Origin of the sequence: Actinomadura sp. NPDC047616 (assembly GCF_040642915.1) — a bacterium.
Lineage (GTDB): Bacteria > Actinomycetota > Actinomycetes > Streptosporangiales > Streptosporangiaceae > Spirillospora > Spirillospora miaoliensis.
In genome coordinates this window covers 579740-606375 of sequence record NZ_JBEYTB010000003.1, presented here as the reverse complement: position 1 = coordinate 606375, position 26636 = coordinate 579740, and the positions used below count along the sequence as shown (strand labels likewise).

The window sequence follows — 26636 nt, the reverse complement described above, 5'->3', positions numbered from 1 at the left end:
CGTTATGCACTGGCATGCCGAGTTCGCCTGGCTCGGCGACCACATGGCCGCCGACGTGCTCATCGAGGCCGACGGTGAGCGGTTCACCCGCGTCACGCCCGGCGTCCCCGCCCCTCCGGACGCCCGCCCCCTGCCCGGCCTGACACTCCCGGGCCTGGCCAACGCCCACTCCCACGCCTTCCACCGCGCCCTGCGCTCACGCGCCCAGGGCGGCCGCGGCACCTTCTGGACCTGGCGGGAACAGATGTACGCGGTCGCCGAACGACTCGACCCCGACACCTACCGCGCCCTGGCCACCGCCGTGTACGCCGAGATGGCGCTGGCCGGGGTGAGCTGCGTCGGCGAGTTCCACTACCTGCACCACCGTCCCGGCGGGGAACCGTACGACGACCCCAACGCCATGGGGGAGGCGCTGATCGCGGCCGCGGCCGACGCGGGCATCCGCATCACCCTCCTCGACACCTGCTACCTGACCGGCGGGATCGGCCGGCCGTTGCAGGGCCCCCAGCTGCGCTTCGGCGACGGCACCGCGGGCAACTGGGCGCGGCGCGTCGACAGCCTGTACGACCACACCGGCAAAAGCGGCCGCCTGCACGCCCGGGTCGGCGCCGCCGTGCACTCCGTCCGCGCCGTGCCCCGCGAGCAGATCGGCGCCGTGGCGGACTGGGCGCGGCAACGCCGGGCGCCGCTGCACGTCCACCTGTCCGAGCAGCCCGCCGAGAACGAGGCGTGCCGGGACGCCTACGGCATGACCCCCACGCGGCTGCTCGCCGAATGCGGAGCGCTCGGCGCCCGCACCGTCGCCGTGCACGCCACCCACCTCACCGACGAGGACATCGGCCTGCTCGGCACCACCATGACCGGCGTGTGCATGTGCCCCACCACCGAACGCGACCTGGCCGACGGCATCGGCCCGGCCCGCGACCTGGCCGCCGCCGGATCACCGATCTGCCTCGGCTCCGACCAGCACGCCGTCATCGACCTGTTCGAGGAGGCCCGCGCCGTCGAACTGGACGAACGGCTGCGCACCCGCGAACGCGGCCACTGGACCGCCGGGTCACTGCTGGCCGCCGCCACCTGGAACGGCCACTACGGCCTCGGCTGGCCCGAGGCGGGACGGCTGGAACCCGGCTCGTACGCCGACCTGGTCACGGTCGCGCTCGACTCGCCCCGCACCGCCGGAGCCGGCCCCGACCACCTGGCCGAGGCCGCCGTCTTCGCCGCCACCGCCGCCGACGTCCGCCACGTCGTCGTCTCGGGCCGAGAGATCGTCCGCGACGGCCGTCACCTGCTGGTCGGGGACGTCGCCGCCGCCCTGGACTCCGCCATCACCGCCGTCACGCAGGAGGCTTGAGACCCCGCGCCCCCAGTGCCCTGCCGAACCGCTGGGCCGGAGCCTCGATCCAGCGGTAGGTCACCCGGCTCACCGCCAGCAGCACGACCACGAACACGACGAGCCTGTGCACCTCGTCGCGCCCGGACGTGCCCAGAAACCGGTCGGACAGCATCAGCAGCACGTGATGCACCAGGTAGACGGAGAAACTGATCGTCCCCAGGCCCGTCCACCACCGCGGAAACCGCCGCTCCCGCAGCAGCCACGCCCCGGCGAACGACCCGGCCGCCAGCAGCACCGAACCCGTCCAGTAGACCCGGAACCCGGCGACCTGCTCCTCGGGCACGCTGACCTGCGCGTACCCGACCCCCGCCGCGACCACGCCCGCCAGCACCGCCAGCATCGTCCCGGCGGCGGCCCGCCGCCCCATCTGCCCATGCTCGGCCCGGTACACCACCGTGCCGGTGAACATCACCGCCAGGATCACCAGCCCTTCCCAGGCTCCGATCCGGCTGTTGAGCGCGACCAGCAGAACGGCGACGACCCCACCGGCCACCCCACCGGCGATCCGCACGGCCCCCTGCCCGTACATGGCGAGCCCCACCGCCGCCGCGAGCAGCACAGCCGTACCGAGCACGACCACGCCGATCCCCGCCGTCCGCGAGAACAACGCGACGGGCAGCACCCCACCGGCCACCAACGCCGCGACGACGCACACACCCGCGACCGCCCCCGGCCGCCGGCCACCCTTCACCACGAACAGCGCCACGACCACCAGGTAGAAGGCCATCTCGTACGACAGCGTCCACAGCACGTTGATGGCGTTCGGCACCGCCAGCACGTCCTGCAGCATCGTCACGTGCGCCAGCACCGCCACCACCGGGTCATAGTCGCCCAGCCCGGCCCGCATCTCGCGCAGCCCCAGCACGGCCAGCGCCACCGGCACCGCACACGCCACCGCCAGCAGCGGGTAGATGCGGAAGAACCGTCCGATCCAGAACCGGCGCACGTCCCCGTGACGCTCCAGCGAGACCGGCACGATGTACCCGCTCACCAGGAAGAACAGCAGGACGCCGTACCGCCCGGGGTCGAACCAGCCGACCATCTGCGCCCGCAGCTCCGGCACGTAGTAGAACGACGCGTGATGCAGCGCCACCACCAGCGCCGCCCACCCCCGCAACGCGTCCAGCCACCCCAGCCGCACCGCGACGGCGGTCTCATCAGGACGCGACAGAACAGCGGGGGGAGCCACCCGGCAAGACTAAACGCCCACGAAGTCACCCAAACCGTCAGCCGATGAGGCGCTGAGCGCCTTCACGCGCCCGGTCGGCGGGGATGGCGAAGCCGATGCCGATCGAACCGCCGCCCCCGCCCCGCATCAGCGTCGCGATCGCGGTGTTCACGCCGATGACCTCGCCGCGCGCGTTGACCAGCGGGCCGCCGGAGTTGCCGGGGTTGATGGACGCGTCGGTCTGCAACGCGGTGCCCCCGGTTCCGCCGTCGCCCATGCGCACCTCCCGGTTCAGCGCGCTGACGATGCCGCTGGTGACGGTCCCCTGCAGGCCCAGCGGCGAGCCCAGCGCGAGCACCGGCTCGCCGACGCGCACCCGCGACGAGCGGCCGAAGGGCAGCGGCGCCGGGCTCTGGTCGGCGGGGATCGCCAGCACCGCCAGGTCGCGGGCGCGGTCGGAACCCACCACGCGCGCCGGGACGCGGCGGCGGTCGGCCAGCACCACGGTGACCCGGCCGCCGTCCCCGACGACGTGCGCGTTGGTCAGCACGCGCCCCTGCCGGTCGATCACGAACCCGGACCCGGCGCCCAGCCTGCCGCCCGACCGCACCTCGATCGACGTCACGCTCCCCTGCACCCGCGCCGCCACGGCGCTCAGATCGCCGGCCGCGCCGTCCGTCGTTCCGGCGGCGGCCTGCGGTGCCGTGGGCGCTGGCACTCCTGCGCTCATCCGCCCGGCGACGCCCCCGGCCAGCCCCCCGACCACCAGCGCCGCCAGCACGACCGCGACGACCACCAGGCCGGCCCCGCTGCTGCGACGCCGCGACCCGCCGTAATCCCACGGGTCCGACGGCACGGGCTCCCTGAACGGATCGTCCCGAGGCCACGTAGCAGTGGGAAAGCCAGGACGGCCTGATTCATACCTGCCGTACGGGACGCCGTTGCGGGCGGTCCCCGTACCCAGGCCGTACCCGGGATCTGCGTGCGGTGGGTAACTCATGCGGCTCCTCACTCTCACAAGTGAGTACTCCGCCCCACCGCACTCCGTTCAACGGACGCCCCCTGCCGCCAGGCGCCCGGAACGGTCTGAGTTACCCCTTCGCCTTCGTGACGATCTGGCTTATCTCGTCCCGGCCGAATGCCCGCAGGGTCGTGCTGCGGACGCTGCCCGCCCCGCCGTTCCGCAGCAGCGCCGCGGCGGCCGTTTCGTCATCGGGGGCCTCGATGATGCCCACCAGGTCGTACTGACCCACGGTCCAGAAGAGGTCCACGAGCCTGGCGCCCATCTCCTCCAGGGACGCGGCGAAGGTCTCCGCCCGCTTCATGGTGTCCTCGTAGGCCCGGATCCCTTGATCCGTCCAATTCAGCAGCGAGATGTAAGTCGGCACCTCGTCTCACCTCCTGGGGACGACGGCTCAGTTACCGACTCGTACCCCGCGCCCGGCCAAGCGAGCCCCCACCAGCGGTCACGGTGCCCCCACGTACGACCGCACGACCACACCGCAGAAGCGCGCGTTCACCGGAACGAGGTCGGCTGGCACACCCTCGTGATCGAACACGTCCTGGATTCCCGCCCGCACGTCGGCCCTGGCCTCCTCCGGCGTATCGCCGTAGCCGTAAACGAAGTTCTTAGGGCCGAGAACCGCCCGAGCGTTCCAGGCGCCGTCCTCGTCCTGCTCCACCGTGATCGGTACAAGAACGTCGCGCATGGTGTCCTCCGTGAATCAGTGCGGATTCTGGGTGCGTCGCGTATCCGCGGACAAGAGTCTGACGCGCGGGCGGGGTGGCTCGTAGCCTGAAGGCAGCGAGTCTCCAGGAGGTGCGGGCTCATGCGTGGACGTGACATCGATCCGGCCGACCCGGAGCTGTCCGTGGGGCAGCGGGTCCAGTACTTTCGGCGGCGACGTGGCATGAGCCGCGAGATCCTGGGCGGGCTGGTCGGCAAGAGCGCCCGCTGGGTCAAGGCGGTGGAGCGCGGAGAGATCAGGGAGCTCAAGCTGCCGACCGTGCTCAGCCTCGCGGAAGCCCTGCGGCTCCGCGACATCGCACAACTCACGGGCGGCCGACCGCTGCCCACGAGCATGTTCCGTGGCCCCGGCCATCCTGCGCTGCCCGCCGTCCGGGACGCCATCAACTCGGTGTCGGTGTCCATGACCGACCCGCCCAGCCCGTTGGAGCACCTGGAGACGCGGCTGGACGCGGCGTGGCGGGCGCGTCATGCGGCTCCCGACCACCGCACCGTCCTCGGTGCGCTGCTGCCCGACCTCATCAAGGACGCCAAGAACGCCGTGCGCGCGTACGAGGGAGCGGAGCGGCGGCGCGCCCTGTCGCTGCTCGCGCGCGTCTACAACCTCGCGCAGTTCTTCCTCGCTTACCAGCCGGCCACCGATCTGTATTGGCGTGTGGTCGAACGGTCGATGATGGCGGCGGAGGAGTCCGAGGACGCGCGCGCGTTCGCCGCTGCCGTGTGGTGCACCGCCCAGGCCCACCGGGACGCGGGCGATTTCGACGCGGCCGAGGCCGTCAATCGCGAGGGGCTCGAACTGCTCAAGCCGCGCATCGAGGGCGCGGAGGAGAATCTGTGGGCGCTCTGGGGGGCCCTCCACCACGAAGTGGCCTACACCGCGGCGTGTGGTGGGGAGCGGGGCACGGCGTGGCGGTGGTGGGAGAAGGCCGAGAAGATCGCTCAGTCTCTGCCGACCAGCTACTACGAGCCGATGACGTCGTTCAGCAGGGTGATCATGGGGGCGCACGCGGTGACGGTCGCCGTGGAAGCGAGGCAGAGCGGCGAGGCGCGCAGGCAGGCGGTCCGGACGGCCGCCGCCGCAATTCCGTCGCAGCCTCGCAAGGGGCGTCACCTCATCGAGGTGGCACGCGCGTGGCAGCTCGCCGGTGACGAAGAGAGGGCGCTGCGCTCGCTCGACGACGCGTACGTCGCCGCACCGGAGACGATCCGCTACAACGGCTACGCCCGCCGGATGGTCACCGACCTGGCCCAGGAGGGGACGCCCGGCCTCCGGCGAGACGCGCGCGACCTCGCGGACCGGATTGGCCTGCTTGTGTGAGGTCCCTGGTCCCCTGAGGTAGGGGACAACTTCCTGTCCTCCTCGCGCTGCGGGGCGCCCTAACGTCCCGCCATGGCAAAGTCACTCAGAGTGATCAAAGTTGGTCGCGGCGTCACATCGAGGTTGGCGGCCGAGTTCCCCGGGTGGGGTGTTGAGTGCCGGGGTGGGGGGTGGGTGGCGCGGCGAAGGCCGCTGGTCGGGGTGCGGTTCGTCGACTTCGTCGTCTCGGAGGTGGGGGCGGACTCGGCGGGGGAGCTGCGGGCGGCGCTCAGGCTGATCACGCGGACGGACGCCGTTGTGCTGGTGCGGCGGCTCGGTCGTGCGCTGGAGGAACGCGGGCGCCGCGTCTATGTGCGTCGCGACATCCTGGTGGCGGTCGACTCGGGTGGCGGTGAGTGGCCGGTCGTCTGGGACGGTGTGCAGTTTCGGTGGGGGGATGGGGCGCCGGTGCCGCCCGCCCGTGACATCCAGGAGACCGCGGAGCTGATCGATCGGGCCATGCGGCGGGAGTCGGGGCGGTGATCGGGTTCAGGGTGTTCGGTGTCGACGCCGAGCAGTTGCACACTCCGGCGGCGCGGGCCCTCGAAGAGCGGTTTCCGGGGGTGCGGGTCTGGTACGGGCTGGCGACGCGCAAATGGTGGGCGCTGGAAGGAGGGCGGCTGCTCGAAGCCGATACTCCTGAGGATCTCGCGGGGCAGATCGCCTGGATTCGGAGGTTCGCGTGAACGCGTCCCCGCGAATCGGAGAAATGCGGGTGACGATTCGGGATGTCCGAAAGAAACCGGGGGCGCGGCATGTGCCTGGCCTGCGGTGCTTAGGGTGGCCGGTGGAAGATCGCTAGTGGTTCCGGCGAATGATCGCCGGATGGTGATCGCATGGTGACGTGATCGTGTCCTTGGTTCGCCGCGCCGGGGGCGGCTCCTGTGATTGTCTCTGCTGCCGGGATTTTTGCAGTACGGGGGATTGGAGCGTATTGTGCGGCGTTTTCTGGTTATAGCCGCGGTCATGGCGGCGCTGGCGGTGACAGGGGGACCGGTGGCGGCCGCGGCGGCCGGGCCGGTCGTCATCCGGGACGACGCCGGGGTGCTGCGGACGGCGTCGGTGCGCCTGGCGGCCGAGCCGCTGCCCATGCCGGTGCGGATCGCCACCGCGCGCACGCCGTCCACCAAGGCGGCCTTCGGTAGCTGGGTGACGAGCCAGCGGACCTCGTCCGACATACTGGTGATCGGGTACAACCCGTCGCTGGACTACCTGTACTACACGGCGGGGCCGGCGTCCGGGCTCACCCAGACGGACATGAACCTGGCCACGCAGGAGTTCAGCCGTACGGCCAGGAGCACCCGGGACGTGACGTTGAGCATCAACGCCCTGCTCCGCCAGTTGCGCTCCTCCGCGCCGAGCTCATCGCCGACGCCGCCGTCGTCGCAGGCCGTGCCGACGGCGCCGTCCGTGACGACGCCGACCTACGACACCGACACCACCTACACCGGGTCCCGGCGTCGCGGCAAGGGGATCGGCAAGCTGATCGTTTTCGGGATCGGCGCCGTGGTCGTCCTCGGAGTCGGTGCCGTGGGGGCGCTGGTCAAGGGCAAGGGCAAGCCCGCGCCGGCTCCCGTCGCCCAGGGACCCGTGCCGCCGGTACCGGCGGCGGCCCCGATGCCCGGTGTCCCGCCCATGCCGGGCCCGGGGATGCAGCCGGCGGCGCCCTATCCGCCGCAGCCCGCCGCGTATCCGCCCGGCGGGGGTGTTCCGCCGGCCCCGCCGCAGGCGTACCCGCCGGTGCCTCCGCCCGCGTACGGCTATCCGCCCGCGCCGCCGCAGCAGCCGGGTCACGGCGGTCAGCCTCCGCACGGCTGGTAGCGCGAAAAACGCGTTGCCGCGATCACGCGGAGTCCGGACACTCGTTGGCGTAGATCGCCCCGGTTCGAGAAAGGGCCATGATGTCCACGCTGCGGGTCACCGCCGAACAGCTGACCATCCACCCGCACGACAACGCCGACGCGCTCGAACTGGCGCAGGTCGGCCTCTACCGGGCGGTTGTCGCCAAGGGCCGCTACCAGACGGGGGACTGGGCGCTCTACATCCCCGAAGGGGCGCTCCTGCCGGACGAGCTGATCGAGGAGCTCGGCCTCACCGGCAGGCTGGCGGGCTCGGCGAAGAACCGGGTCAAGGCGGTCCGGCTGCGCGGTGAGCTGTCGCAGGGCATCGTGTGCGTGCCCAAGGCGGTGGACGGCGTCGACCTGGCCGAGGCGCACGCGCAGGGCCGCGACTTCGCCGCCGAGCTGGGCGTCACCAAGTGGGTGCCGCCGATCCCGGTGCACATGGCCGGGGAGGTCGAGCCCGCGCCCGACCTCATCCCGTGGATCGACATCGAGGACATCAAGCGGTACCCGAAGCTGTTCGAGCCCGGGGAGCCGGTGGTGGCCACGGAGAAGATCCACGGCACGGCGTGCGCGTTCACGCTGGTCGGCGGCGAGGCGTACGTCTCCTCCAAGGGGTTCAGCGCCAAACGGATGGCGATCAGGCGGGACGCGTCCAACCTGTACTGGCGGGCCGTGGAGGCCCACGGCGTGCCCGAGGCCGCCGCGCGGATCGCCGAGCGGCTGGGCGCCGAGCGGGTGGGCGTGTTCGGCGAGGTGTACGGCAACGGCGTGCAGGACCTGGCGTACGGTGCCGACGCCAAGGGCGAGCGTCCCGGCTACGCGGTGTTCGACGTCGCGGTCTCCGGCGACGACGGCAACGTGCGCTGGCTGGACCCCGCCGAGCAGGCCGAGATCCTCGACGAGCTGGGCCTGCCGCGCGTGCCCGAGCTGTACGCGGGGCCGTACGACGCCGACGCGCTGATGGACCTGGCCACCGGCAGGGAGACCGTGTCGGGCGCGAGCGCGCACCTGCGCGAGGGCGTGGTGGTGCGGACCGCCACCGGCCGCTACAGCCCCGTGGTGGGCGGCCGCGCGATCGGCAAGTTCGTCTCGCCCGCGTACCTGACCCGCAAGGGCGGCACGGAGTACGAGTGAGCGCCTCCGGCGGTCCGTCTCACATGCCAGACGGATCGTCGGAGCCGGTCGCCGGCGCGGCCGGCGGCGGGTGCGATGCTGGCCGGGTGAGCATCGTCATCACGAACATCGGCGAGCTGGTGACCAACGACCCCGGCCTCGGCGAGGACGCGCTGGGACTGCTCCGGGACGCGGCGGTCGTGATCGACGGCGGCACGGTCGCCTGGGTCGGCCCCACCGAACGGGCGCCCGCGGCGGACGAACAGTACGACGCGGCCGGACGCGCGGCCCTGCCCGGCTTCGTGGACTCCCACGCGCACTTGGTGTTCGCCGGGGAACGGGCCGAGGAGTTCGCCGCGCGGATGAGCGGCCGTCCCTACACGGCGGGCGGCATCCGCACCACCGTGGCCAGGACCCGCGCCGCGTCCGACGACGACCTGCGGGCCAACCTGCGCAGGCTCGTCGGCGAGATGGCGCGGCAGGGCACCACCACCGTCGAGTGCAAGTCGGGGTACGGGCTGTCGGTGGAGCAGGAGGAACGGTCCCTGCGCATCGCCGCCGAGACCGCCGACGAGGTGACGTTCCTGGGCGCCCACGTGGTCCCGCCGGAGTACGCCGGCGATCCCGGCGGCTACGTGCGGCTGGTGACGAACGAGATGCTCGCCGCCTGCGCCCCGCACGCCCGCTGGGTCGACGTGTTCTGCGAGGACGGCGCGTTCGACGCCGACCAGTCCCGGGAGATCCTCACGGCGGGCATGCGGGCGGGCCTGACCCCGAGGGTCCACGCCAACCAGCTCGGGCCGGGCCCGGGGGTGCGGCTCGCCGTGGAACTCGGCGCCGCCTCCGCCGACCACTGCACCCATCTCACCGACGCCGACGTGGACGCCCTCGCCTCGGCCGCGACGGTCGCGACGCTGCTGCCCGGCGTCGACTTCTCCACCCGTCAGCCCTACCCGGACGCGCGGCGGCTGATCGACGCGGGCGCCACCGTGGCGCTGGCCACCGACTGCAACCCCGGTTCCTGCTACACCTCCAGCATGCCGTTCTGCATCGCGCTCGCCGTCCGCGACCTGCGCATGACCCCCGCCGAGGCGGTGTGGGCGGCCACCGCGGGCGGCGCGCGAGCGCTGCGCCGCGACGACGTGGGCCGCCTGACGCCCGGCGCGCGCGCCGACGTGCTCGTGCTGGACGCCCCGTCCCACATCCACCTCGCCTACCGTCCCGGAGTGCCGCAGGTGGCCGCCGTGTGGAAGGCGGGACGCCGCGTCCAGGCATAGACGCGTCCAGCCGGGTAGATGCCTCCCCCAGGAGGTAGACATGGCGGAATTCCTTACCGACATCAAGACGCTGCGCGAGCGCGCCCGGCAGGAGATCGACAAGGGGCCGATCACGTCCGCGTACGGGGCGGACGTCGACCGAGTCGTGCAGGTCTGCAACGAGGCCCTGGCCACCGAGATCGTGTGCGTCCTGCGGTACAAGCGGCACTTCTTCACCGCGACGGGCATCCACGCCGAGTCGGTGGCGCAGGAGTTCGCCGAGCACGCGCGGGAGGAGCAGGAGCACGCCGACATGATCGCCGAGCGGATCGTCCAGCTCGGCGGCGAGCCGGACTTCTCCCCCGACACCCTGACCATGCGGTCGCACGCCGAGTACGACGCCAGCGCCGACCTCATCGACATGATCAAGGAGGACCTGGTGGCGGAACGGATCGCCATCGCGTCCTACACCGAGATCATCCACTGGCTCGGCGAGGGCGACCCCACCACCCGCCGTGTCTTCGAGCAGATCCTCGCCCAGGAGGAGGAGCACGCCGACGACCTGCGCGGCCTCCTCGAACGACTCCCCTCCGAGCTGGGACGCGCCTAGGACCGGGCGGCGCCCAGGGCCGTGCCGCCACGCGGACGGGGGGTCACGACCCGCCCAGGTAGCGGCGGTTCACGCGGATCAACGGGTCGCGGCGGCGGGAGATGTAGTCGGCGGACAGCACCTCGGCGACGAACAGGACGTGGTCGCCCGCCTCGATGCGGCGCCGGGTCTCGCATTCGAGGGCGGCCACGCCGTCGTCGACGATGAGGGCCTCCGAGCGGGGCCCCCGGTGGTGGGGCTCGCTCGCCAGCAGGATGCGGGCGCTGGGGCGGCCGGCGGCGGCGAAACGGCCCGCGAGGGCGCGCTGCCCGGCGCCCAGCACGGTCACGGCCCAGCGGTCCCGGCGCTGGAGGACCTCGCACAGGTAGGACGTGGCCGTCACCCCGGCCAGCACCATCGGCGGGTCCAGCGACACCGACATGAAGGAGGTGACCGTCGTGCCCAGGTCGTCGCGGCCGTCGCGGACGGTCAGCACCACCACGCCGGTGGCGAAGCCCGCGACGGCGTCGGTGAAGTCGGCGCCGCTGACGTTCGTCTCCCGGGTCAGCGGATCTCCCACACGCCGGGGAGGGTGAGCGGACCGGCGGCGGGCAGGCCCAGGCGGGTGGCGACGCCGGTCAGCGACCCCCAGCCGTCCAGGCGGGCCGCGGCGGCCGTGCGGTCCTCACTGGACTCGGCCGGACGCAGCCGCTCCAGCGGGGAGACGTGCGGGTAGGAGCGGACGGGGGCGTCCTCGGGCAGCCCGGCCTTCTTACGGGCCAGGTCGAGGGCGTGGTCGAGGCCGCCCAGCTCGTCGACCAGGCCGTTGTCCTTGGCGTCGGCGCCCGTCCACACCCGGCCGCGGGCCAGTTCGTGCACGCGCTCGCGGGACAGGCCGCGGCCCTCGGCGGCCTTGGCGGTGAAGTCCTCGTAGATGCGGTCCAGGGAGGCGTTGACGCGCTCCCACTCCGAGTCGCTGAAGTCCTTGGTGGCGCTGAACATGCGGGCGTGGTCGCCGTCGGCGACGCTGCCCATGCCGACGCCCAGCCGGTCCAGCAGCCCGTTCACCACGGCCTTGCCGACGACCACGCCGATCGACCCGGTGATGGTGCCGGGCTGCGCCACGATCGTGTCGGCGGCCATGGCGACGTAGTAGCCGCCGGACGCGGCCACGTTGCCCATCGACACGATCACCGGCTTGCCCGCCTTGCGCGCCAGCACCACCTCGCGCCAGATCGCGTCGGACGCCACCGCCGAGCCGCCGGGGCTGTTGACGCGGAACACGATCGCCTTGACCCGATCGTCCTTGACCGCGGCGCGGAACGCGGCGCCGATCGTGTCCGAGCCCATGGCCAGGCCCTGGCCGGGCAGCGGTCCGCCGCGTCCGCTGCGGCCGAGCCGGATCGGGCCCTGCCCGTTGATCAGCGCCACGACGTCCTGGCGGCCCGGCTGCGGCAGCCGCTTGGCCAGGCCCTGCGTGCGGTTGTAGCGCGACACGTACCGCAGCTGCGCCTGCGGGCCGACCTCGGCGCGCAGGTCGGCGTACACCTGGTCGCGGTAGCCGAGCCGGTCGACCAGCCCTTCCTCCAGGGCCTCCCCGGCCAGCAGCGGGCCCCGGTCGACCAGGTCGCGGACCTTGTCCTCGGGCAGGCCGCGGGCGGCGGCGATCCCGGCGACCAGCTGCTCGCCGAGCGAGTCGACCAGGCGCTGGGACGACTCGCGGTGCTCGGGCGTGTAGCCCTGCTCCATGAACGTGTTCGCCATGGTCTTGTACTCGTGCCGCTGGGCGAACCGCGGCTGGATGCCCGCCTTCTCCAGGGCCCCGGCCAGGAACGGCTCCTCCAGCGCCACGCCGGTCAGCCCGACCTCGCCGGAGGGCTGCAGGTAGATCCGGTCGAACGCGGTCGCCAGGTAGTACGGCACCGAGCCGTGGCCGCCCTCGCCGAACGTCTCGGCCCAGGCGACGGTGAGCTTGCCCGCCTCCCGCAGCGCCCGCACCGCGTCGCGGACCTCCTGCGCCATGGCCACCGGGACGCCGCCGGCCACCTTGACCACCAGGGCGCGGACCCGCTCGTCGCGGCGGGCGCGGCGCAGCCCGTCCAGCACGTCCCGCAGGTGGGTGCGGCGCATCGACATGATCGCCGTCAGCGGGTCGGCAGGCGGCGTCTCCACCAGCCCGTCGGTGAGGTCGAGTTCCAGGACCAGCGGGGCGACGCGCCGTTCGCGCGCGTGCTTGACGAGGTTGACGACTGTGCCGGGATCCACCATGGCCCCAGCCTATGCGCTGCCCCCGCCCCACCGGCCACGGTCGGACGATCGCCGGACGGGCGGATATCGTCGCCCCATGGGAGACGGCGACGGATGGGCGCGCTGCGGCCTCGGGCACGTGCACTGGGGACGGTTCGGCGCCGCCGGGTTGCTGCTCTTCCACCGCGACCCCGGCGACGGGCTGCTGCGGGTGCTGCTGCAGCAGCGGGCGTGGTGGTGCCACGGCGCCGGCACGTGGGGGATGTTCGGCGGCGGACGGCACAGCGGCGAGGACCCGGTGACCGCGGCGCTGCGCGAGACCGCCGAGGAGTGCACGCTGGACACCCGGGCCGTCCGCGTGCACGGCGTGCGCACCGACGACCACGGCGGATGGGACTTCGCGTCCGTGATCGCCTCGGTGGACGACCCGCCGGACGTGCGGCCCGCGTCGCTGGAGACCCGCAGGGCCGCGTGGGTGCCGGTCGAGGAGGTGCGGGGCAGGCGGCTGTTCGGGCCGTTCGCCCGCACCTGGCCGCTGCTGAGCACGATGCTCACCCGGCTCGTGCTGGTGGTGGACGCGGCGAACGTGGTCGGCGCGCGCGCCGACGGCTGGTGGAGGGACCGCGCGGGCGCCAACGCCCGGCTGTGCGACGACCTGGCGGTGCTGCGCGACGGGATCACCGGGCTGCCCGACGGGGTGCTGCCCTACGAGCGGGTCTTCCCCGAGGTGGTGCTGGTGGTGGAGGGCGCCGCCCGCGGTGTCGCCGAGCGGCCCTGCGACGGGGTGCGCGTCGTGGCCGCGCCCGGCAGCGGTGACGACCGCATCGTCGAGCTGGTCACCGCCGCCGATCCCGACGCCACGTACCTCGTCGTCACCGCCGACCGCGAGCTGCGTGCGCGCTGCACCGCCGCCGGCGCCTCCGTCATCGGCCCCCGCTGGCTGCTGTCGCGGCTGCCGCGGCGCGGCCGGTCAGGCTGAGTCGATCACCTGGTGGCCCGCCTCCTTGAGGGCGGCGGTCGCCTCGGCGATCAGGTGTTCGGGGACGAGGACCAGGTCGGCGTGGTAGGTGGACGCCACGAACACCGGGATCCCCGCGTCCGACAGCGGGCCCACCAGGGCGGCCAGCATGCCGGTGGCGTCCAGGTCGTGCGGTTCGACGGCGTACAGGCCGAGCCACCGCCGCACCTCGGCGTACGGCGGGGCCTCGCGGATCACGGTCAGGCCCTCCGGGGCCCGCACCAGCGCGATCCACTCGTCGTCCTCGGGGAACACGGCGTTCGGCAGGTGCTCGATCATGAACTGGGACGGCACGATCTGCAGGCGCTGCGCGGTGGTCACCCGGCAACCCTATTCGGGGACGAGCCAGACCGCGCCCAGGGGCGGGACGCGCAGCACGGCGGACGCGGGCTGGGCGTGCCACGGCTCGTCGGAGGCCTCGACGCGGCCCATGTTGCCCACGCCGCTGCCGCCGTACTCGTAGGCGTCGGTGTTGAGGACCTCGCGCCAGCCGCCGGCGAACGGCAGGCCCAGCCGGTAGTTCTCGTGCGGGGCGCCGGAGAAGTTCACCACGCAGGCGACGACGGGCGGCCGCCCCCCGCTCCCGGCGTCCGGCGCGGGGGCCTGCCCGGAGGGCTGCTCCGCGTCCGGCGGGACCGCGTAGCGCAGGTACGACAGGCAGTTCCCGGCGGCGTCGTTGGCGTCGATCCAGCGGAACCCGCCGGGGTCGTTGTCCAGCGTCCACAGCGCGGGCAGGTCGCGATAGGCGCGGTTGAGGTCGCGGACGAGCCGCTGCACGCCCAGGTGCTCGGCGCCCTCGGCGGCGTTGTCCAGCAGCCACCAGTCCAGCGACCGCGACTCGGCCCACTCGGCGCCCTGCCCGAACTCGCCGCCCATGAACAGCAGCTGCTTGCCCGGGTGCGTCCACATGTACGCCAGCAGCACGCGCAGCCCGGCGAACTTCTGCCAGTTGTCGCCGGGCATCTTGCCCAGCAGCGACCCCTTGCCGTGCACCACCTCGTCGTGCGACAGCGGCAGCACGTAGTTCTCCGAGAACGCGTACACCATCGAGAAGGTGATCTCGCCGTGGTGGTAGTGCCGGAACACCGGGTCGCGCCCGACGTACTCCAGCGTGTCGTGCATCCAGCCCATGTTCCACTTGAACCCGAACCCGAGCCCGCCCAGGTGGGTGGGACGGGTGACGCCGGGCCAGGCGGTGGACTCCTCGGCGATCGTCATGATGCCGGGGTTGCGCTTGTAGGCGGTGGCGTTCATCTCCTGCAGGAAGGAGATGGCCTCCAGGTTCTCCCGGCCGCCGTAGACGTTGGGCGTCCACTCGCCCTCGCGCCGCGAGTAGTCCAGGTAGAGCATGGACGCCACCGCGTCCACGCGCAGCCCGTCGACGTGGAACTCCTCCAGCCAGTAGCAGGCGTTGGCCACCAGGAAGTTGCGCACCTCGGCGCGGCCGAAGTTGAACACCAGGGTGCCCCAGTCGGGGTGCTCGCCGCGCCGGGGGTCCTCGTGCTCGTACAGGGCCGTGCCGTCGAAACGCGCCAGCGCCCACTCGTCGCGGGGGAAGTGGGCGGGGACCCAGTCGACGATGACGCCGATGCCCGCGCGGTGGAGGCTGTCCACCAGGAAGCGGAACTCGTCGGGGTCGCCGAAGCGCGCGCTCGGGGCGTAGTAGGACGTGACCTGGTAGCCCCAGGACGGGCCGTAGGGGTGTTCGGCGACCGGCATGAACTCCACGTGGGTGAAGCCCATGTCCGTCACGTAGGCGGTGAGCTCCTCGGCCAGTTCGCTGTAGCTCAGTCCGGGCCGCCACGAACCCAGGTGCACCTCGTACACGCTCATCGGCTCGTTCACCCAGGAGCGGTCCTTGCGGCGGTCCATCCACTCGCCGTCGGTCCACTCGTAGGTGGAGGTGAACACGCGCGATCCGGTCGCCGGGGGGTGCTCGGTGGCCTGCGCCATCGGGTCGGCCTTGGCGCGCCACTGCCCGTCGGGGCCGAGGATCTCGTACTTGTAGACGGCGCCGTCGCCCACGCCCGGGATGTACAGCTCCCACACCCCGGTCGACCCCAGTGAGCGCATGGGGTGCGCGCGGCCGTCCCAGTGGTTGAAGTCGCCGACGACGCGCACGCCCCGGGCGTTGGGCGCCCACACCGCGAACGCCGTTCCGCTCACCGGGCCGAACGCCGAGGAGTAGCCGCGGGTCCGCGCGCCCAGCGCCCGCCACAGCTCCTCGTGCCGCCCCTCGCTGATCAGGTGCAGGTCGAGCTCGCCGAGCGTGGGCAGATGCCGGTACGGGTCGTCCTGGATCAGCTCGATGCCGTCGGCGTAGGTGACGGCCAGCCGGTAGTCGGGGACCACCTGCGGCGCCTCGTCCTCCTTGCCGCCCGACAGCGACGCCTCCGGCGGCAGCGTGACGGTGAAGACGCCCTGGTGGAAGTGACGCATCTTGTACCGGTCGCCGCCGGGCAGGACGACCTCCACGCGTTCGGCCAGGGGGCGCAGCGCCCGGACGGTCACGCCGTTGCGTCCGGGATGCGCGCCGAGGACACCGTGTGGGTCGTGGTGGTCGCCGCCGACGAGCTTGTCGATCTCCGCACGCGTCACCCGTGCCATGGGCTCATGGCCTCCTCCGTGCCGGGGGTCGTCTCCACTTAGCACTGCCCCCAAGGCGGCCTCTTTCACCCGCGGATTCCGGTCTGTCCGTGAACGCCGAGGTCAGCGTGGGCGCATCGGTCTCCGGCGGCGGACGCCCCGGTGCACGGCGGCGCGGGGAGGCGACGTGCGACCGCACGGTGGCGCAGCTCTCTCGTTGGGGGTCGCGCCGATGTGACTGCGCCGACCGTGCGGTCACGTCCGTCTGGCCACGGTGGACACATCCCCACCGCCGACCGCGCCTCCATTCCTCCATAACCGCAGCGACAGAATTACCTGTCGCCACCGCGGGTTCCGCTCAGGTGTCCCCGGCGTCCCGGCGCGCCTGGTCGCGCAGCAGCTCGCGCAGCCCGGCCGAATCGTCGGCCGCCACCGTCATCGCGTATCCCGCCTGCAGCTGGGCGTCGGTGAGGTCGCCGCTGCGCGTGGCGTACCAGCGTCCCGCGTCGCTGCGCCATACCAGCCATCCGGGGAACTCCGCCTCGATGGCCGCTTTCAGGTCATCGAAGTCGCCCATCAAGGTCGTCCCTTCCCCGAGGAGGCTGTTCTGTATACAAAAGTCTTACTCCGTCGAAGAGGTGTCAAGCTGTGCGTAAGCGGACCGTCTCCCCGTGGATAGCGGGGAGGAGGCAGGCGGCCGGGACCGCGGACCGGCCGGGACACCGGCGCGCCGCCGCGCGGCGGCGGGCCGGGACGCGGCGGGCAGGGACGCGGCGGCGGGCTCGGATGAGAAGAGGTGATTGCCGGTGCCGGACCGTCCGGCCTACCTCCGGATAGCCGACACCCTGCGCGAACGGATCCGGGACGGCGGGTACCCGCCGGGCGCCAGGCTGCCGACGATGGCGCAGCTGTGCGCGGCGCACGGCGTCTCGGAGATCGTGGTCCGCCAGGCGATCGCGCTGCTGCGCGGCGAGGGGCTCGTCGAGACCCGGCGGGGCGGCGGCACCGTCGTGCGGGCCCGGCCCCTGGTGCGCCGCGTCGCCATGGACCGCTACCGCGCGGTCACCCGGCCCCTGGCCGTCCCGGCCTCCGAGCCGCCCTCCGCCCCGCCCCCGCCGCCCAAGACGACCTTCACCCACGACCAGCGCATCGGCTGGGACGAGTACCGCCTCGACCGGGTCTTCGCCCGCACCCACGCCGACGCCGAACTGGCCGGGCTGTTCGAGCTGCCCGTCGGCACCGAGCTGCTGCGCCGCCGCTTCGTGTTCTACGCCCGCGGGGAACCGCAGCAGCTCTCGGTGAACTACCTGCCGTGGGACCTGGTGGGCGGCACCCCCGTGGCCGACCCCGACCGCGAGCCCTGGCCCGGCGGCACCCTGGCGCAGCTCAGTTACCTCGGGCACCCTCCGACGCGGGTGGAGGAGGCGGTGCGCGCCCGCATGCCCACGCCGGAGGAGAGCGAGACGCTCCACATGGCCGCCGGGGTCCCGGTGGTGGCGATCACCCGGCGGATGCTGTCGGGGCCCCAGATCATGGAGGTGTGCCGCGACATCGTCATCCCGGCCGACCGGGTCGTCCTCGACTACGCCATCGACCTGTGAGGCCCCGGCCGTCTCACCCCGCCAGATGCGCCAGCGAGCGCAGCGGCACCGGCAGCCAGGACGGGCGGTTGCGCGCCTCGTACCGGATCTCGTACACCGCCTTGTCGAACTCGAACGCCCGCACCAGCACCGCGTGCTCCGCCGGGTCGAGGCCGCCCGCGGCCGCGTAACCGCGGCAGAAGGCGTCCCGGTTGCGCGCCGCCCACGCGTGCGCCCGCGTCTCCAGGCTGAGCGCGGTGTCGGTCGGCAGGCTCTGGTCGGCGATCAGGTACCGCGCCGCGTACTCGAAGGACCGCAGCATCCCGGCCACGTCCCGCAGCGGGTGGGCGACGGCGCGCCGCTCACCGGGCGTGCGCGCCGGCTCGCCCTCGAAGTCCAGCACGATCCAGCCGGTGTCGGTGCGCATCACCTGGCCGAGGTGGTAGTCGCCGTGGACGCGCTGGAACGTCAGCGGCGTGCGCAGCCGCGCCAGCTCGTCGAACGCCTCCCGGATCGCGGTCTCGTGCTCGGACAGCGCGGGCACGGACCGGCACACCTCTTCCAGCTGCCGGTGCATGCCCGCGGCCATCTCCCGCACGTGCCCGGCCGGCATCTCGGTGACGCCGAACGCGGCGGCCAGGTCGCGGTGCACGGTCGCGGTGGCGGCGCCCAGCCGCTCGGCCTCGGCGGCGAAGTCGCCCCCGGCGGCGGCCGCGTCCTCGTCGGTGGGCGCCTGCCGGTCGCAGACCGTGGGCGCGTAGGCGAACCAGTCGCGCACGCTGGTGATCGCCATGTCCCAGCCGTCGGTGCCGCTGCGCAGGTACTGCGACATCATCGCCAGCGTGGTCGGCTCGCCCGCGCCGGTCTCGCCCTCGGTCAGCCCCGAGGTCAGCGCGGGCGCGGCGGACGGGTCGAGGTCGATCCAGCCGCACACCGCGGGCACGTGGGCGCAGCCCGCCCGCGACAGGGCCAGGTTGACCTCCAGGTCGGGGTTGGCGCCCGGCGCCAGCCGCCGGAACAGCTTGCAGATGTAGACGTCGCCGAAGATCAGCGAGGTGTTGCTCTGCTCGGCCGAGCCGGGCACGCTCTCCAGCTCCGTCTCGACCTCGGTGCCGGGAGTGCGGCGGAACCGCAGCGGTCCGATGGCCGACTCGGCGGCCATGCCGTCCAGCAGCACCCGGGTCAGCTCCGCGTCGTACACGGCGTCGTAGACGTGGGCGGACACCGGGTGGTCCGCGCCGCCGTCCGGATGCTCGGCGGTGAAGCCGCCGATCTCCCCGTAGCGCAGCCGGTCGGGCATCTCGTGCCGGACGCCGAGCAGCAGCTGGTAGTGGTCCCAGCCGTCGCCCTGCCGCACCGCGACGATCACGTGGTGCAGCTCGGGGCCGTCCTGGGCGCCCGCCGGTCCCGGGTGCAGCTCGGTGGCGGTGCCGATGGAGATCTCGCCGATGGCGCGGTCCTTGCCGGCGAACCAGCGCTGCCGCGGCAGCCAGCCCGCCAGCAGGTCGGCCAGCACGTCGTCGGGCGGTCGCATCGTCACATCACCTCCTCCTCGGTGGGCTCGGGCTCCGGCAGCAGGAACCAGTAGAAGCCGTGCCCGGGGAGGGTCAGCAGGTACGGCAGCTCGCCGATGGCCGGGAACCGCACGCCGCCCATGCACTCGATGGGCGTGGAGCCGCGGAAGCGGCGCAGGTCCAGTTCGACGGGCTGGGGGAAGCGCGACAGGTTGTTGACGCACAGCACCCGGTCGACGCCCGCGCGCCGCACGCCGTCCTCGTCGGGCCTGGCGGTCCAGTGCGAGGACACGCCTTCGCCGATCTCCCGGACGAACGCGAGCACGCTGGGGTTCGACGCCGACAGCTCCACATAGGAACCGATGCCGAACACCGGATGCCGCTGCCGGATTTCGATCATTTTCCGTGTCCAGTGCAGCAGCGAGCCGGGGTTGTTCTGCTGCGCCTCGACGTTGACCGCCTGGTACCCGTAGATCGGGTCCATGATGACCGGCAGGTACAGGCGGGCGGGGTCGCAGCGGGAGAACCCGGCGTTGCGGTCGGGGGTCCATTGCATGGGGGTGCGGACGGCGTCACGGTCACCGAGCCAGATGTTGTCGCCCATGCCGATCTCGTCGCCGTAGTAGAGGACGGGGGAGCCCGGCAGTGACAGCAGCAGAGCGGTGAACAGCTCCAGCTGGTTGCGGTCGTTGTCGAGCAGCGGGGCCAGGCGGCGGCGGATGCCGATGTTGGCCTTCATGCGGGGGTCTTTGGCGTATTCGGTGTACATGTAGTCGCGTTCTTCGTCGGTGACCATCTCCAGGGTGAGCTCGTCGTGGTTGCGCAGGAAGATCCCCCACTGGCAGTTCTCGGGGATCTTCGGTGTCTGCGCCATGATCTCGGAGATGGGGTAGCGCTGTTCGCGGCGGACGGCCATGAAGATGCGCGGCATGACGGGGAAGTGGAACGCCATGTGGCACTCGTCGCCGCCGGCGGCCGGGTCGCCGAAGTACTCCACGACGTCGGCGGGCCACTGGTTGGCCTCGGCGAGCAGGACGCGGTCGGGGTACAGGCGGTCGACCTCGGCGCGGACGCGTTTGAGGTAGGCGTGGGTCTCGGGGAGGTTCTCGCAGTTGGTGCCCTCGCGCTCGTACAGGTACGGCACCGCGTCCAGGCGGAAACCGTCGATGCCCAGGTCGAGCCAGAACCGCAGGACCTCCAGCATCGCCTCCTGGACGGCCGGGTTGTCGTAGTTGAGGTCGGGCTGGTGGGAGAAGAAGCGGTGCCAGTAGTACTGGCCGCGGACAGGGTCGTAGGTCCAGTTGGACGCCTCGGTGTCGACGAAGATGATGCGGGCGTCGGGGTATCTGTCGTCGGTGTCCGACCAGACGTAGAAGTCGCCGTAGGGACCGTCGGGGTCGGTGCGGGACGCCTGGAACCACGGGTGCTGGTCACTGGTGTGGTTCATCACCAGGTCGGCGATGACGCGGATGCCGCGGGCGTGGGACTGCTCGATGAGCTCCACGAAGTCCCCCAGCTCGCCGAACTCGGGCAGGATCTGGGTGTACTCGCTGATGTCGTAGCCGCCGTCGCGCAGCGGCGAGTGGTAGATCGGCAGCAGCCACAGGCAGTCGATGCCCAGCCACTGCAGATAGTCGAGCTTGTCGATCAGCCCGCGCAGGTCGCCGGTGCCGTCGTTGTTGGAGTCGTTGAAACCGCGCACCAGCACCTCGTAGAAGACCGCCGTCTTGTACCAGTGCGGGTCGCGGGCCACCTCCGGGTTGAACGCGTCGGGCACCGCCTCCGACGGGCTCGGCACGGCCTCGGTCGGAAGGTCGTGCATGGGCTCGCCGCGCGGCACGGTGCCCGGGGCGACGTCCTGCCCGGCGCGGCCGGCGCGGTCCGCCTCGGGCGGATCGGCGCGGTCCACACGGCCCGCGCGGGCCGTGTCGCCGGGCGCCGCGTCGGCGAGCTCGGCGTCGCCCGGCGGTGGAGCGGGGGGGCGAGGGGTTCGCGCGGGGTGACGGTTTCCTTCTCGGGGAGCTGGAGGCGTGTCGCGGTCGCTCAACTGTCGTCTCTCCGGAGCGTGAAGATGTGGGCCGGCTGGATATGGGGGTCGAGACGGACGTAGTTGGCCTGCCGCCAGGTGTAGGACTCGCCCGACAGTTCGTCGGTGACCACGAACTCCGCGTCGGGGTCCAGGCCCAGCGCGGCCATGTCCAGATGAACGGTCGCCTCGCGGACCATGTGCGGGTTGAGGTTCACCACGGCCAGCACGGTGTCGTCGAGCGCGACCAGCGACTCCCCGGTCTCGGGGTGCACCTCCGCCGACGGCACCGCCGCGGTCACCCGCTTGGAGAAGCAGATCAGCTCGGGCTGGTCCACGTGGTGGAAGCGCAGGTTGCGCAGCCGGTGCAGGGCCGGATGCCCGCGCCGGAACGCGTTCAGCCGGGTGATCAGCGGGGCGATGCTGCGGCCCTCGCGCTCGGCCGCCTCCCAGTCGCGCGGCCGGTACTGGTACTTCTCCGAGTCGCGGTACTCCTCGCTGCCGGGCCGCACCGGCACGTTCTCGATCAGCTCGTAGCCGGAGTACACGCCCCACGTCGGCGACAGCAGCGCCGCCAGGATCGCGCGGATCTCGAACGCGGGCCGCCCGCCGTGCACCAGGTACTCGTTGAGGATGTCGGGGGTGTTGACGAACACGTTCGGCCGCATGTACGCCGCCGTGTCCCCGCTCAGCTCCCGGAAGTACTCCTCCAGCTCCCACTGGGAGTTCTTCCAGGTGAAGTAGGTGTACGACTGGTGGAAACCGATCTTGGCCAGGGTGTGCATCATGGCCGGGCGGGTGAACGCCTCGGCCAGGAAGATCACGTCGGGATCGGTGCGGTCGATCTCGGCCAGCAGCCGCTCCCAGAACGGCACCGGCTTGGTGTGCGGGTTGTCCACCCGGAAGATCCGCACGCCGTGGTCCATCCAGTGCCGCACGACCCGCAGCACCTCCCGGTAGATGCCCTCCGGGTCGTTGTCGAAGTTGAGCGGATAGATGTCCTGGTACTTCTTGGGCGGGTTCTCCGCGTAGGCGATCGTGCCGTCGGCGCGGGTGGTGAACCACTCGGGATGCTCGCGCACCCACGGGTGGTCGGGCGAGCACTGCAGCGCCAGGTCCAGCGCCACCTCAAGGCCCAGGTCGCCGGCGTACCGCACGAACGCGTCGAAGTCCTCGATCGTGCCGAGGTCGGGGTGGACGGCGTCGTGCCCGCCGTCGGGGGAGCCGATCGCCCACGGCGAGCCCGGGTCGTACGGCCCGGCCTCCAGGGTGTTGTTGGGGCCCTTGCGGAACGTCGTGCCGATCGGGTGGATGGGCGGCAGGTACACCACGTCGAACCCCATGTCGGCGATGGCGGGAAGCCGCTTCATGGCGGTGCGGAACGTGCCAGACATCGGCCCGCGCCGCCCCATCGGGTCGTAGGACGCGCCCTCCGACCGGGGGAAGAACTCGTACCACGCCCCGGTGAGCGCCCGCTCGCGGTGCACCGCCAGCGGGAACCAGTCGGTGGTGGTGAGCAGGTCGCGCAGCGGGTAGCGGTCGATCAGATCGAGCACGTCCGGGTCGCCCACCGCCTCCAGCCGCCGCGTCGGCGGGACGGTGCGGTCGGCCAGCAGCCGGGCCAGCCGGGTGAACGTGGGACGGTCCTTGCCCGGCAGTCCCTCGGCGGCCCGTTCGAACAGCAGCGACCCCTCGGTGAGCATCAGCTCCACGTCCTGGCCGCGCGGCACCTTGATCTCCGCGTCGTGCCGCCAGTGCGCGACGGGGTCGCCCCACGCCTCGATCCGGAAATGCCAGTGCCCCGGCCCGGTCGGGGCGACCTCGGCGCCCATCCGGTCGGTGCCGGGGGCCAGTTCGGCCATGCGCACCGGCGGCTGCACCCGGCCGCCCGGATCGCGCAGCACCACCTCGGCGCCGAGCATCTCGTGCCCCTCGCGGAACACGGTCGCGGTCACCTGGAACGATTCGCCCACCACCGCCTTGGCGGGCCACCGGCCGCAGCCCACCAGCGGTTCGACGTCCAGGATCGGAATGCGCCCGATGCGCGGCGCCTCCCGGTGGGCGGACGGTTCGGCCCCTGCCCGTCCGGGGCCTGTTTCTTCGGGACGTCGCATGCGCCACCTCTACCCGCTCGCGATTTCCAAAACTTCCATGCCCGCGATCCGCCCCTTACCGTCATGTAGTTTTCGGGAAACTTTCCGCGATTTTCCGGACACGCTCTGCGACTGGCCGAGGGGGGATCGTGACCTCATGGTGATCGCCGGGCCGTGTCCGCGACCCGGCCGGCGGCGAGACGCGGCCGTTGCCCGGGTTCGCCTCGGGAACGTCCGGGCAACGCAGAAGCAACCTTTTCTCTAAGGACGTCCTGATCTGCGGAGATGCCGGGCGGCGCGCCCCGGCCGGCGGCGGCCGCGGGAGCGCCGTTCCGTACGGGTTCGGTGACCCGCCGCCACCCTTGCGGGCGCCGCCGGCGGCCCCCAACCGAACGGTGATGATCCCGTAGCGGGGTCGCCAGGAGCCGCGCACGGCGCCTAACGTGGCGTTTCGTGAGGGCAATACGACGATTCACCGTACGCACCGTCCTGCCGGAGCCGCTGCGTCCGCTGGAGGAGCTGATCCTCAACCTGCGCTGGTCGTGGCACCACGAGACCAGAGACCTGCTTCGTTCGGTGGATCCCGCGCTGTGGGAGGCGGTCGGGCACGACCCGGTGCGCCTGCTGGGCGAGGTGTCCCCGGACCGGCTGGAGCAGCTGGCCGCAGACCGGCGCTTCCTGCGGCGCCTGGAGGACACCGCCGAGGATCTGCGCGAGTATCTGACCGCCCCCCGGTGGTACCAGTCCCTGACCGAATCCGCGCCGGCCGGGGGATCCGGGAACGGCCGGCCCGCCGAGGCGATCGCCTACTTCTCGCCCGAGTACGGGATCACCGCCGCGCTGCCGCAGTACTCCGGCGGCCTCGGCATCCTGGCGGGCGACCACCTCAAGACCGCCAGCGACCTCGGCGTGCCGATCATCGCCGTCGGGCTGCTGTACCGGCACGGCTACTTCGCCCAGTCGCTGTCGCGCGACGGCTGGCAGCTGGAGCGCTACCCGCCGATCGACCCCAACGGGCTGCCGCTGACCCTGCTGCGCGACGCCGACGGCGCGCCGGTGCGGGTCACGATCGGCCTGCCGCAGGGACGCAGCCTGCACGCGCAGGTCTGGCTGGCGCGCGTGGGCCGGGTGCCGCAGCTGCTGCTCGACTCCGACGTCGAGGACAACGACCAGGCCGCCCGTGACATCACCGACCGCCTGTACGGGGGCGGTGGCGACCACCGGCTGCTGCAGGAGATGCTGCTGGGCATCGGCGGTGTCCGCGCCATCCGCGCGTACTGCCGCATCACCGGCCACCCGGCCCCCGAGGTGTTCCACACCAACGAGGGGCACGCCGGGTTCCTCGGCCTGGAACGCATCCGCGAGCTGGTGTCGGAGGAGGGCCTGACGTTCGACGAGGCCCTGGAGGCGGTGCGCGCCGGGACGGTGTTCACCACCCACACCCCGGTCCCCGCGGGCATCGACCGGTTCCCCCGCGAGCTGATCGAACGCTACTTCGGCGGCGACGCCGAGAGCCGCGACGTGCCGCTGGGACGCGTGCTGGACCTGGGCGCCGAGACCTACCCCGACGGCGACCCCGCCGTGTTCAACATGGCGGTCATGGGCATGCGGCTGGCCCAGCGCGTCAACGGCGTCAGCGAGCTGCACGGCCGGGTCAGCCGCGAGATGTTCGGCGGCCTGTGGGGCGGCTTCGACACCGCCGAGGTCCCGGTCGGGTCGATCACCAACGGGGTGCACGCGGGCACCTGGGTGTCCCGGGAGATCCTGGACCTGGTCGCGCGCGAGGCGCCGTCGGTGGTGGAGTCCGGGCAGGGCTGGCAGCAGGTGCGCGACCTGCCCGAGCCCGACCTGTGGCGGGTGCGCCGCGACCTGCGCGAACGGCTCGTCGTCGAGGCCCGCCGCAGGCTGCGCGAGTCGTGGCGGCAGCGCGGCGCCAGCGAGGCCGAGGTGTCCTGGATCGACGAGGCGCTCGACCCGGACGTGCTGACGATCGGGTTCGCCCGCCGCGTCCCGTCCTACAAGCGGCTCACGCTGATGCTGCGCGACCCCGAGCGCCTGCGCTCGATCCTGCTGGACCCCGAACGGCCCGTGCAGATCGTCATCGCGGGCAAGGCGCACCCCGCCGACGAGGGCGGCAAGCGGCTCATCCAGGAGATCGTGCGCTTCGCCGACCGCGAGGACGTGCGGCACCGCATCGTGTTCCTGCCCGACTACGACATGGCGCTCGGGCGGTTCCTGGTGCAGGGCTGCGACGTGTGGATGAACAACCCGCTGCGTCCGCTGGAGGCGTGCGGCACGTCCGGCATGAAGGCGGCGCTGAACGGCGGCCTCAACCTGTCCATCCGCGACGGCTGGTGGGACGAGTGGTACGACGGGCAGAACGGCTGGGCGATCCCGTCCGCCGACGGCCTGGCCGGCCCCGACCGCCGCGACGCCCTGGAGGCGGCCGCCCTGTACGAGCTGATCGAGGACCACGTCGCGGTGATGTTCTACGACCGCGACTCCTCGGGCCTGCCGCGCCGCTGGCTGGAGATGGTCAAGCACACCATCGCCACGCTCGGCCCCAAGGTGCTCGCCTCGCGCATGGTGCGCGACTACGTCACCGACCTGTACACCCCGGCGGCGGTCGCGTCGCGGGCGATGAGCGCCGACGGGTACGCCGGCGCCCGCGAGCTGGCGGCCTGGAAGCAGCGGGTCGCCAAGGCCTGGCCGGGTGTGGCCGTCGAGCACGTGGAGTCCAGCGGGGAGGAGAGCCCGCACCTGGGCGGCCGGCTGGCCGTGCGGGTCGTCGTTGACCTGGCCGGGCTGGACCCGTCCGACGTGGCGGTCGAGGCCGCCTACGGCCGGGTCGACGAGTCCGACGCGCTGATCGACCCGTCGTACCTGGAGCTGACCCCGGCCGAGCCGGCCGAGAACGAGCGGCTGCGCTACGTCGGCGAGGTGCCGCTGCGGCGCAGCGGCGCGTTCGGCTACAGCGTGCGCGTCGTCCCCCGGCACCGCCTGCTGGCGCACCACGCCGAGACGGGCCTGATCGCCCTCCCGCCCGCGCCGCACGGCATGACCAACGGCGACCTGCGCTGACACCGCGCCGGAAACCGGTCC

The 26636-nt window shown here is 72.6% G+C and carries 23 protein-coding genes; 11 read left to right on the top strand and 12 right to left on the bottom strand.

Annotation, left to right across the window (positions count from 1 at the left end; genetic code table 11):
- Positions 1–4 precede the first annotated feature (4 nt).
- Positions 5–1354, top strand: a complete 1350-nt coding sequence (locus ABZ801_RS10410; RefSeq protein WP_360695418.1) for a formimidoylglutamate deiminase — start codon at positions 5–7, stop codon at positions 1352–1354.
- On the opposite strand, the gene ABZ801_RS10405 is transcribed toward ABZ801_RS10410, so the two are convergent.
- The 4 genes from ABZ801_RS10405 to ABZ801_RS10390 form a co-directional block, all read right to left on the bottom strand.
- On the bottom strand, positions 1338–2585 hold the full coding sequence (locus ABZ801_RS10405; RefSeq protein ID WP_360695415.1) for an acyltransferase: 1248 nt from the start codon (positions 2583–2585) through the stop codon (positions 1338–1340). The genes ABZ801_RS10410 and ABZ801_RS10405 overlap by 17 nt on opposite strands.
- Positions 2586–2622: 37 nt before the next feature.
- Complete coding sequence (locus ABZ801_RS10400) at positions 2623–3420, bottom strand: trypsin-like peptidase domain-containing protein (protein WP_360695413.1); 798 nt, start codon at positions 3418–3420, stop codon at positions 2623–2625.
- A 235-nt stretch (positions 3421–3655) separates the two neighbouring features.
- A complete protein-coding gene (locus tag ABZ801_RS10395) occupies positions 3656–3952 on the bottom strand; it encodes a GYD domain-containing protein (RefSeq protein ID WP_360695410.1) in 297 nt (98 codons plus the stop codon).
- Positions 3953–4030: 78 nt separating this feature from the next.
- Positions 4031–4273, bottom strand: coding sequence for a hypothetical protein (locus ABZ801_RS10390; RefSeq protein ID WP_360695407.1), 243 nt, complete (start codon positions 4271–4273; stop codon positions 4031–4033).
- Between the two features lie 201 nt (positions 4274–4474).
- Between ABZ801_RS10390 and ABZ801_RS10385 the strand changes: the two genes are divergently transcribed.
- The 7 genes from ABZ801_RS10385 to ABZ801_RS10355 all read left to right on the top strand — a co-directional run bounded on the left by ABZ801_RS10385 (position 4475) and on the right by ABZ801_RS10355 (position 10491).
- Entirely contained in the window at positions 4475–5629 is a 1155-nt protein-coding gene (locus tag ABZ801_RS10385; protein WP_360695404.1) for an XRE family transcriptional regulator, read from the top strand.
- A gap of 174 nt (positions 5630–5803) precedes the next feature.
- Positions 5804–6151, top strand: a complete 348-nt coding sequence (locus ABZ801_RS10380; RefSeq protein WP_344953390.1) for a hypothetical protein — start codon at positions 5804–5806, stop codon at positions 6149–6151.
- Entirely contained in the window at positions 6148–6354 is a 207-nt protein-coding gene (locus tag ABZ801_RS10375; protein ID WP_360695400.1) for a hypothetical protein, read from the top strand. Before ABZ801_RS10380 ends, ABZ801_RS10375 begins: the two co-directional genes overlap by 4 nt.
- A 280-nt stretch (positions 6355–6634) precedes the next feature.
- Positions 6635–7489: a hypothetical protein gene (locus ABZ801_RS10370; protein WP_360695397.1), complete on the top strand. Its 855-nt coding sequence runs from the start codon at positions 6635–6637 to the stop codon at positions 7487–7489.
- Between the two features lie 80 nt (positions 7490–7569).
- The gene (locus ABZ801_RS10365) at positions 7570–8646 is read left to right on the top strand and encodes an RNA ligase (ATP) (RefSeq protein ID WP_360695728.1); all 1077 of its coding nucleotides are present in this window, start codon (positions 7570–7572) and stop codon (positions 8644–8646) included.
- A gap of 86 nt (positions 8647–8732) precedes the next feature.
- Positions 8733–9902, top strand: coding sequence for an imidazolonepropionase (hutI, locus tag ABZ801_RS10360; RefSeq protein ID WP_360695394.1), 1170 nt, complete (start codon positions 8733–8735; stop codon positions 9900–9902).
- A 40-nt stretch (positions 9903–9942) separates the two neighbouring features.
- A complete protein-coding gene (locus tag ABZ801_RS10355; RefSeq protein WP_344953401.1) occupies positions 9943–10491 on the top strand; it encodes a DUF892 family protein in 549 nt (182 codons plus the stop codon).
- A 43-nt stretch (positions 10492–10534) separates the two neighbouring features.
- Here the strand turns inward: ABZ801_RS10355 and ABZ801_RS10350 are convergent, their stop codons facing one another.
- Together ABZ801_RS10350 and sppA are read right to left on the bottom strand one after the other, a co-directional pair.
- Entirely contained in the window at positions 10535–11050 is a 516-nt protein-coding gene (locus ABZ801_RS10350; RefSeq protein WP_360695390.1) for a flavin reductase family protein, read from the bottom strand.
- Entirely contained in the window at positions 11035–12738 is a 1704-nt protein-coding gene (sppA, locus tag ABZ801_RS10345) for a signal peptide peptidase SppA (protein ID WP_360695387.1), read from the bottom strand. The genes ABZ801_RS10350 and sppA overlap by 16 nt, the downstream gene beginning before the upstream one ends.
- A gap of 76 nt (positions 12739–12814) precedes the next feature.
- Between sppA and ABZ801_RS10340 the strand changes: the two genes are divergently transcribed.
- Positions 12815–13696 carry an NUDIX hydrolase gene (locus ABZ801_RS10340; RefSeq protein ID WP_360695383.1) on the top strand — a complete coding sequence of 294 codons (882 nt, stop codon included), beginning with the start codon at positions 12815–12817 and terminating at the stop codon, positions 13694–13696.
- On the opposite strand, the gene ABZ801_RS10335 is transcribed toward ABZ801_RS10340, so the two are convergent.
- The 3 genes from ABZ801_RS10335 to ABZ801_RS10325 form a co-directional block, all read right to left on the bottom strand.
- Entirely contained in the window at positions 13688–14056 is a 369-nt protein-coding gene (locus ABZ801_RS10335) for an ACT domain-containing protein (RefSeq protein WP_360695380.1), read from the bottom strand. The genes ABZ801_RS10340 and ABZ801_RS10335 overlap by 9 nt on opposite strands.
- 9 nt (positions 14057–14065) lie before the next feature.
- Positions 14066–16342, bottom strand: a complete 2277-nt coding sequence (glgB, locus tag ABZ801_RS10330) for a 1,4-alpha-glucan branching protein GlgB (RefSeq protein WP_360695377.1) — start codon at positions 16340–16342, stop codon at positions 14066–14068.
- Positions 16343–16679: 337 nt separating this feature from the next.
- Complete coding sequence (locus ABZ801_RS10325) at positions 16680–16898, bottom strand: hypothetical protein (protein WP_360695374.1); 219 nt, start codon at positions 16896–16898, stop codon at positions 16680–16682.
- Positions 16899–17127: 229 nt separating this feature from the next.
- On the opposite strand from ABZ801_RS10325, the gene ABZ801_RS10320 reads away from it, so the two are divergent.
- Positions 17128–17922, top strand: a complete 795-nt coding sequence (locus ABZ801_RS10320; protein WP_360695371.1) for a GntR family transcriptional regulator — start codon at positions 17128–17130, stop codon at positions 17920–17922.
- Positions 17923–17935: 13 nt separating this feature from the next.
- On the opposite strand, the gene ABZ801_RS10315 is transcribed toward ABZ801_RS10320, so the two are convergent.
- The 3 genes from ABZ801_RS10315 to ABZ801_RS10305 form a co-directional block, all read right to left on the bottom strand.
- On the bottom strand, positions 17936–19435 hold the full coding sequence (locus ABZ801_RS10315) for a phosphotransferase (protein ID WP_360695725.1): 1500 nt from the start codon (positions 19433–19435) through the stop codon (positions 17936–17938).
- A gap of 2 nt (positions 19436–19437) precedes the next feature.
- Positions 19438–21237, bottom strand: a complete 1800-nt coding sequence (gene treS / locus ABZ801_RS10310) for a maltose alpha-D-glucosyltransferase (protein ID WP_344953525.1) — start codon at positions 21235–21237, stop codon at positions 19438–19440.
- Positions 21238–21458: 221 nt separating this feature from the next.
- Positions 21459–23555, bottom strand: a complete 2097-nt coding sequence (locus ABZ801_RS10305) for an alpha-1,4-glucan--maltose-1-phosphate maltosyltransferase (protein WP_360695368.1) — start codon at positions 23553–23555, stop codon at positions 21459–21461.
- Between the two features lie 432 nt (positions 23556–23987).
- Between ABZ801_RS10305 and glgP the strand changes: the two genes are divergently transcribed.
- Positions 23988–26615 (top strand): alpha-glucan family phosphorylase, encoded by a 2628-nt coding sequence (gene glgP / locus ABZ801_RS10300; RefSeq protein ID WP_360695365.1) that lies wholly within the window; start codon positions 23988–23990, stop codon positions 26613–26615.
- Positions 26616–26636 lie beyond the last annotated feature (21 nt).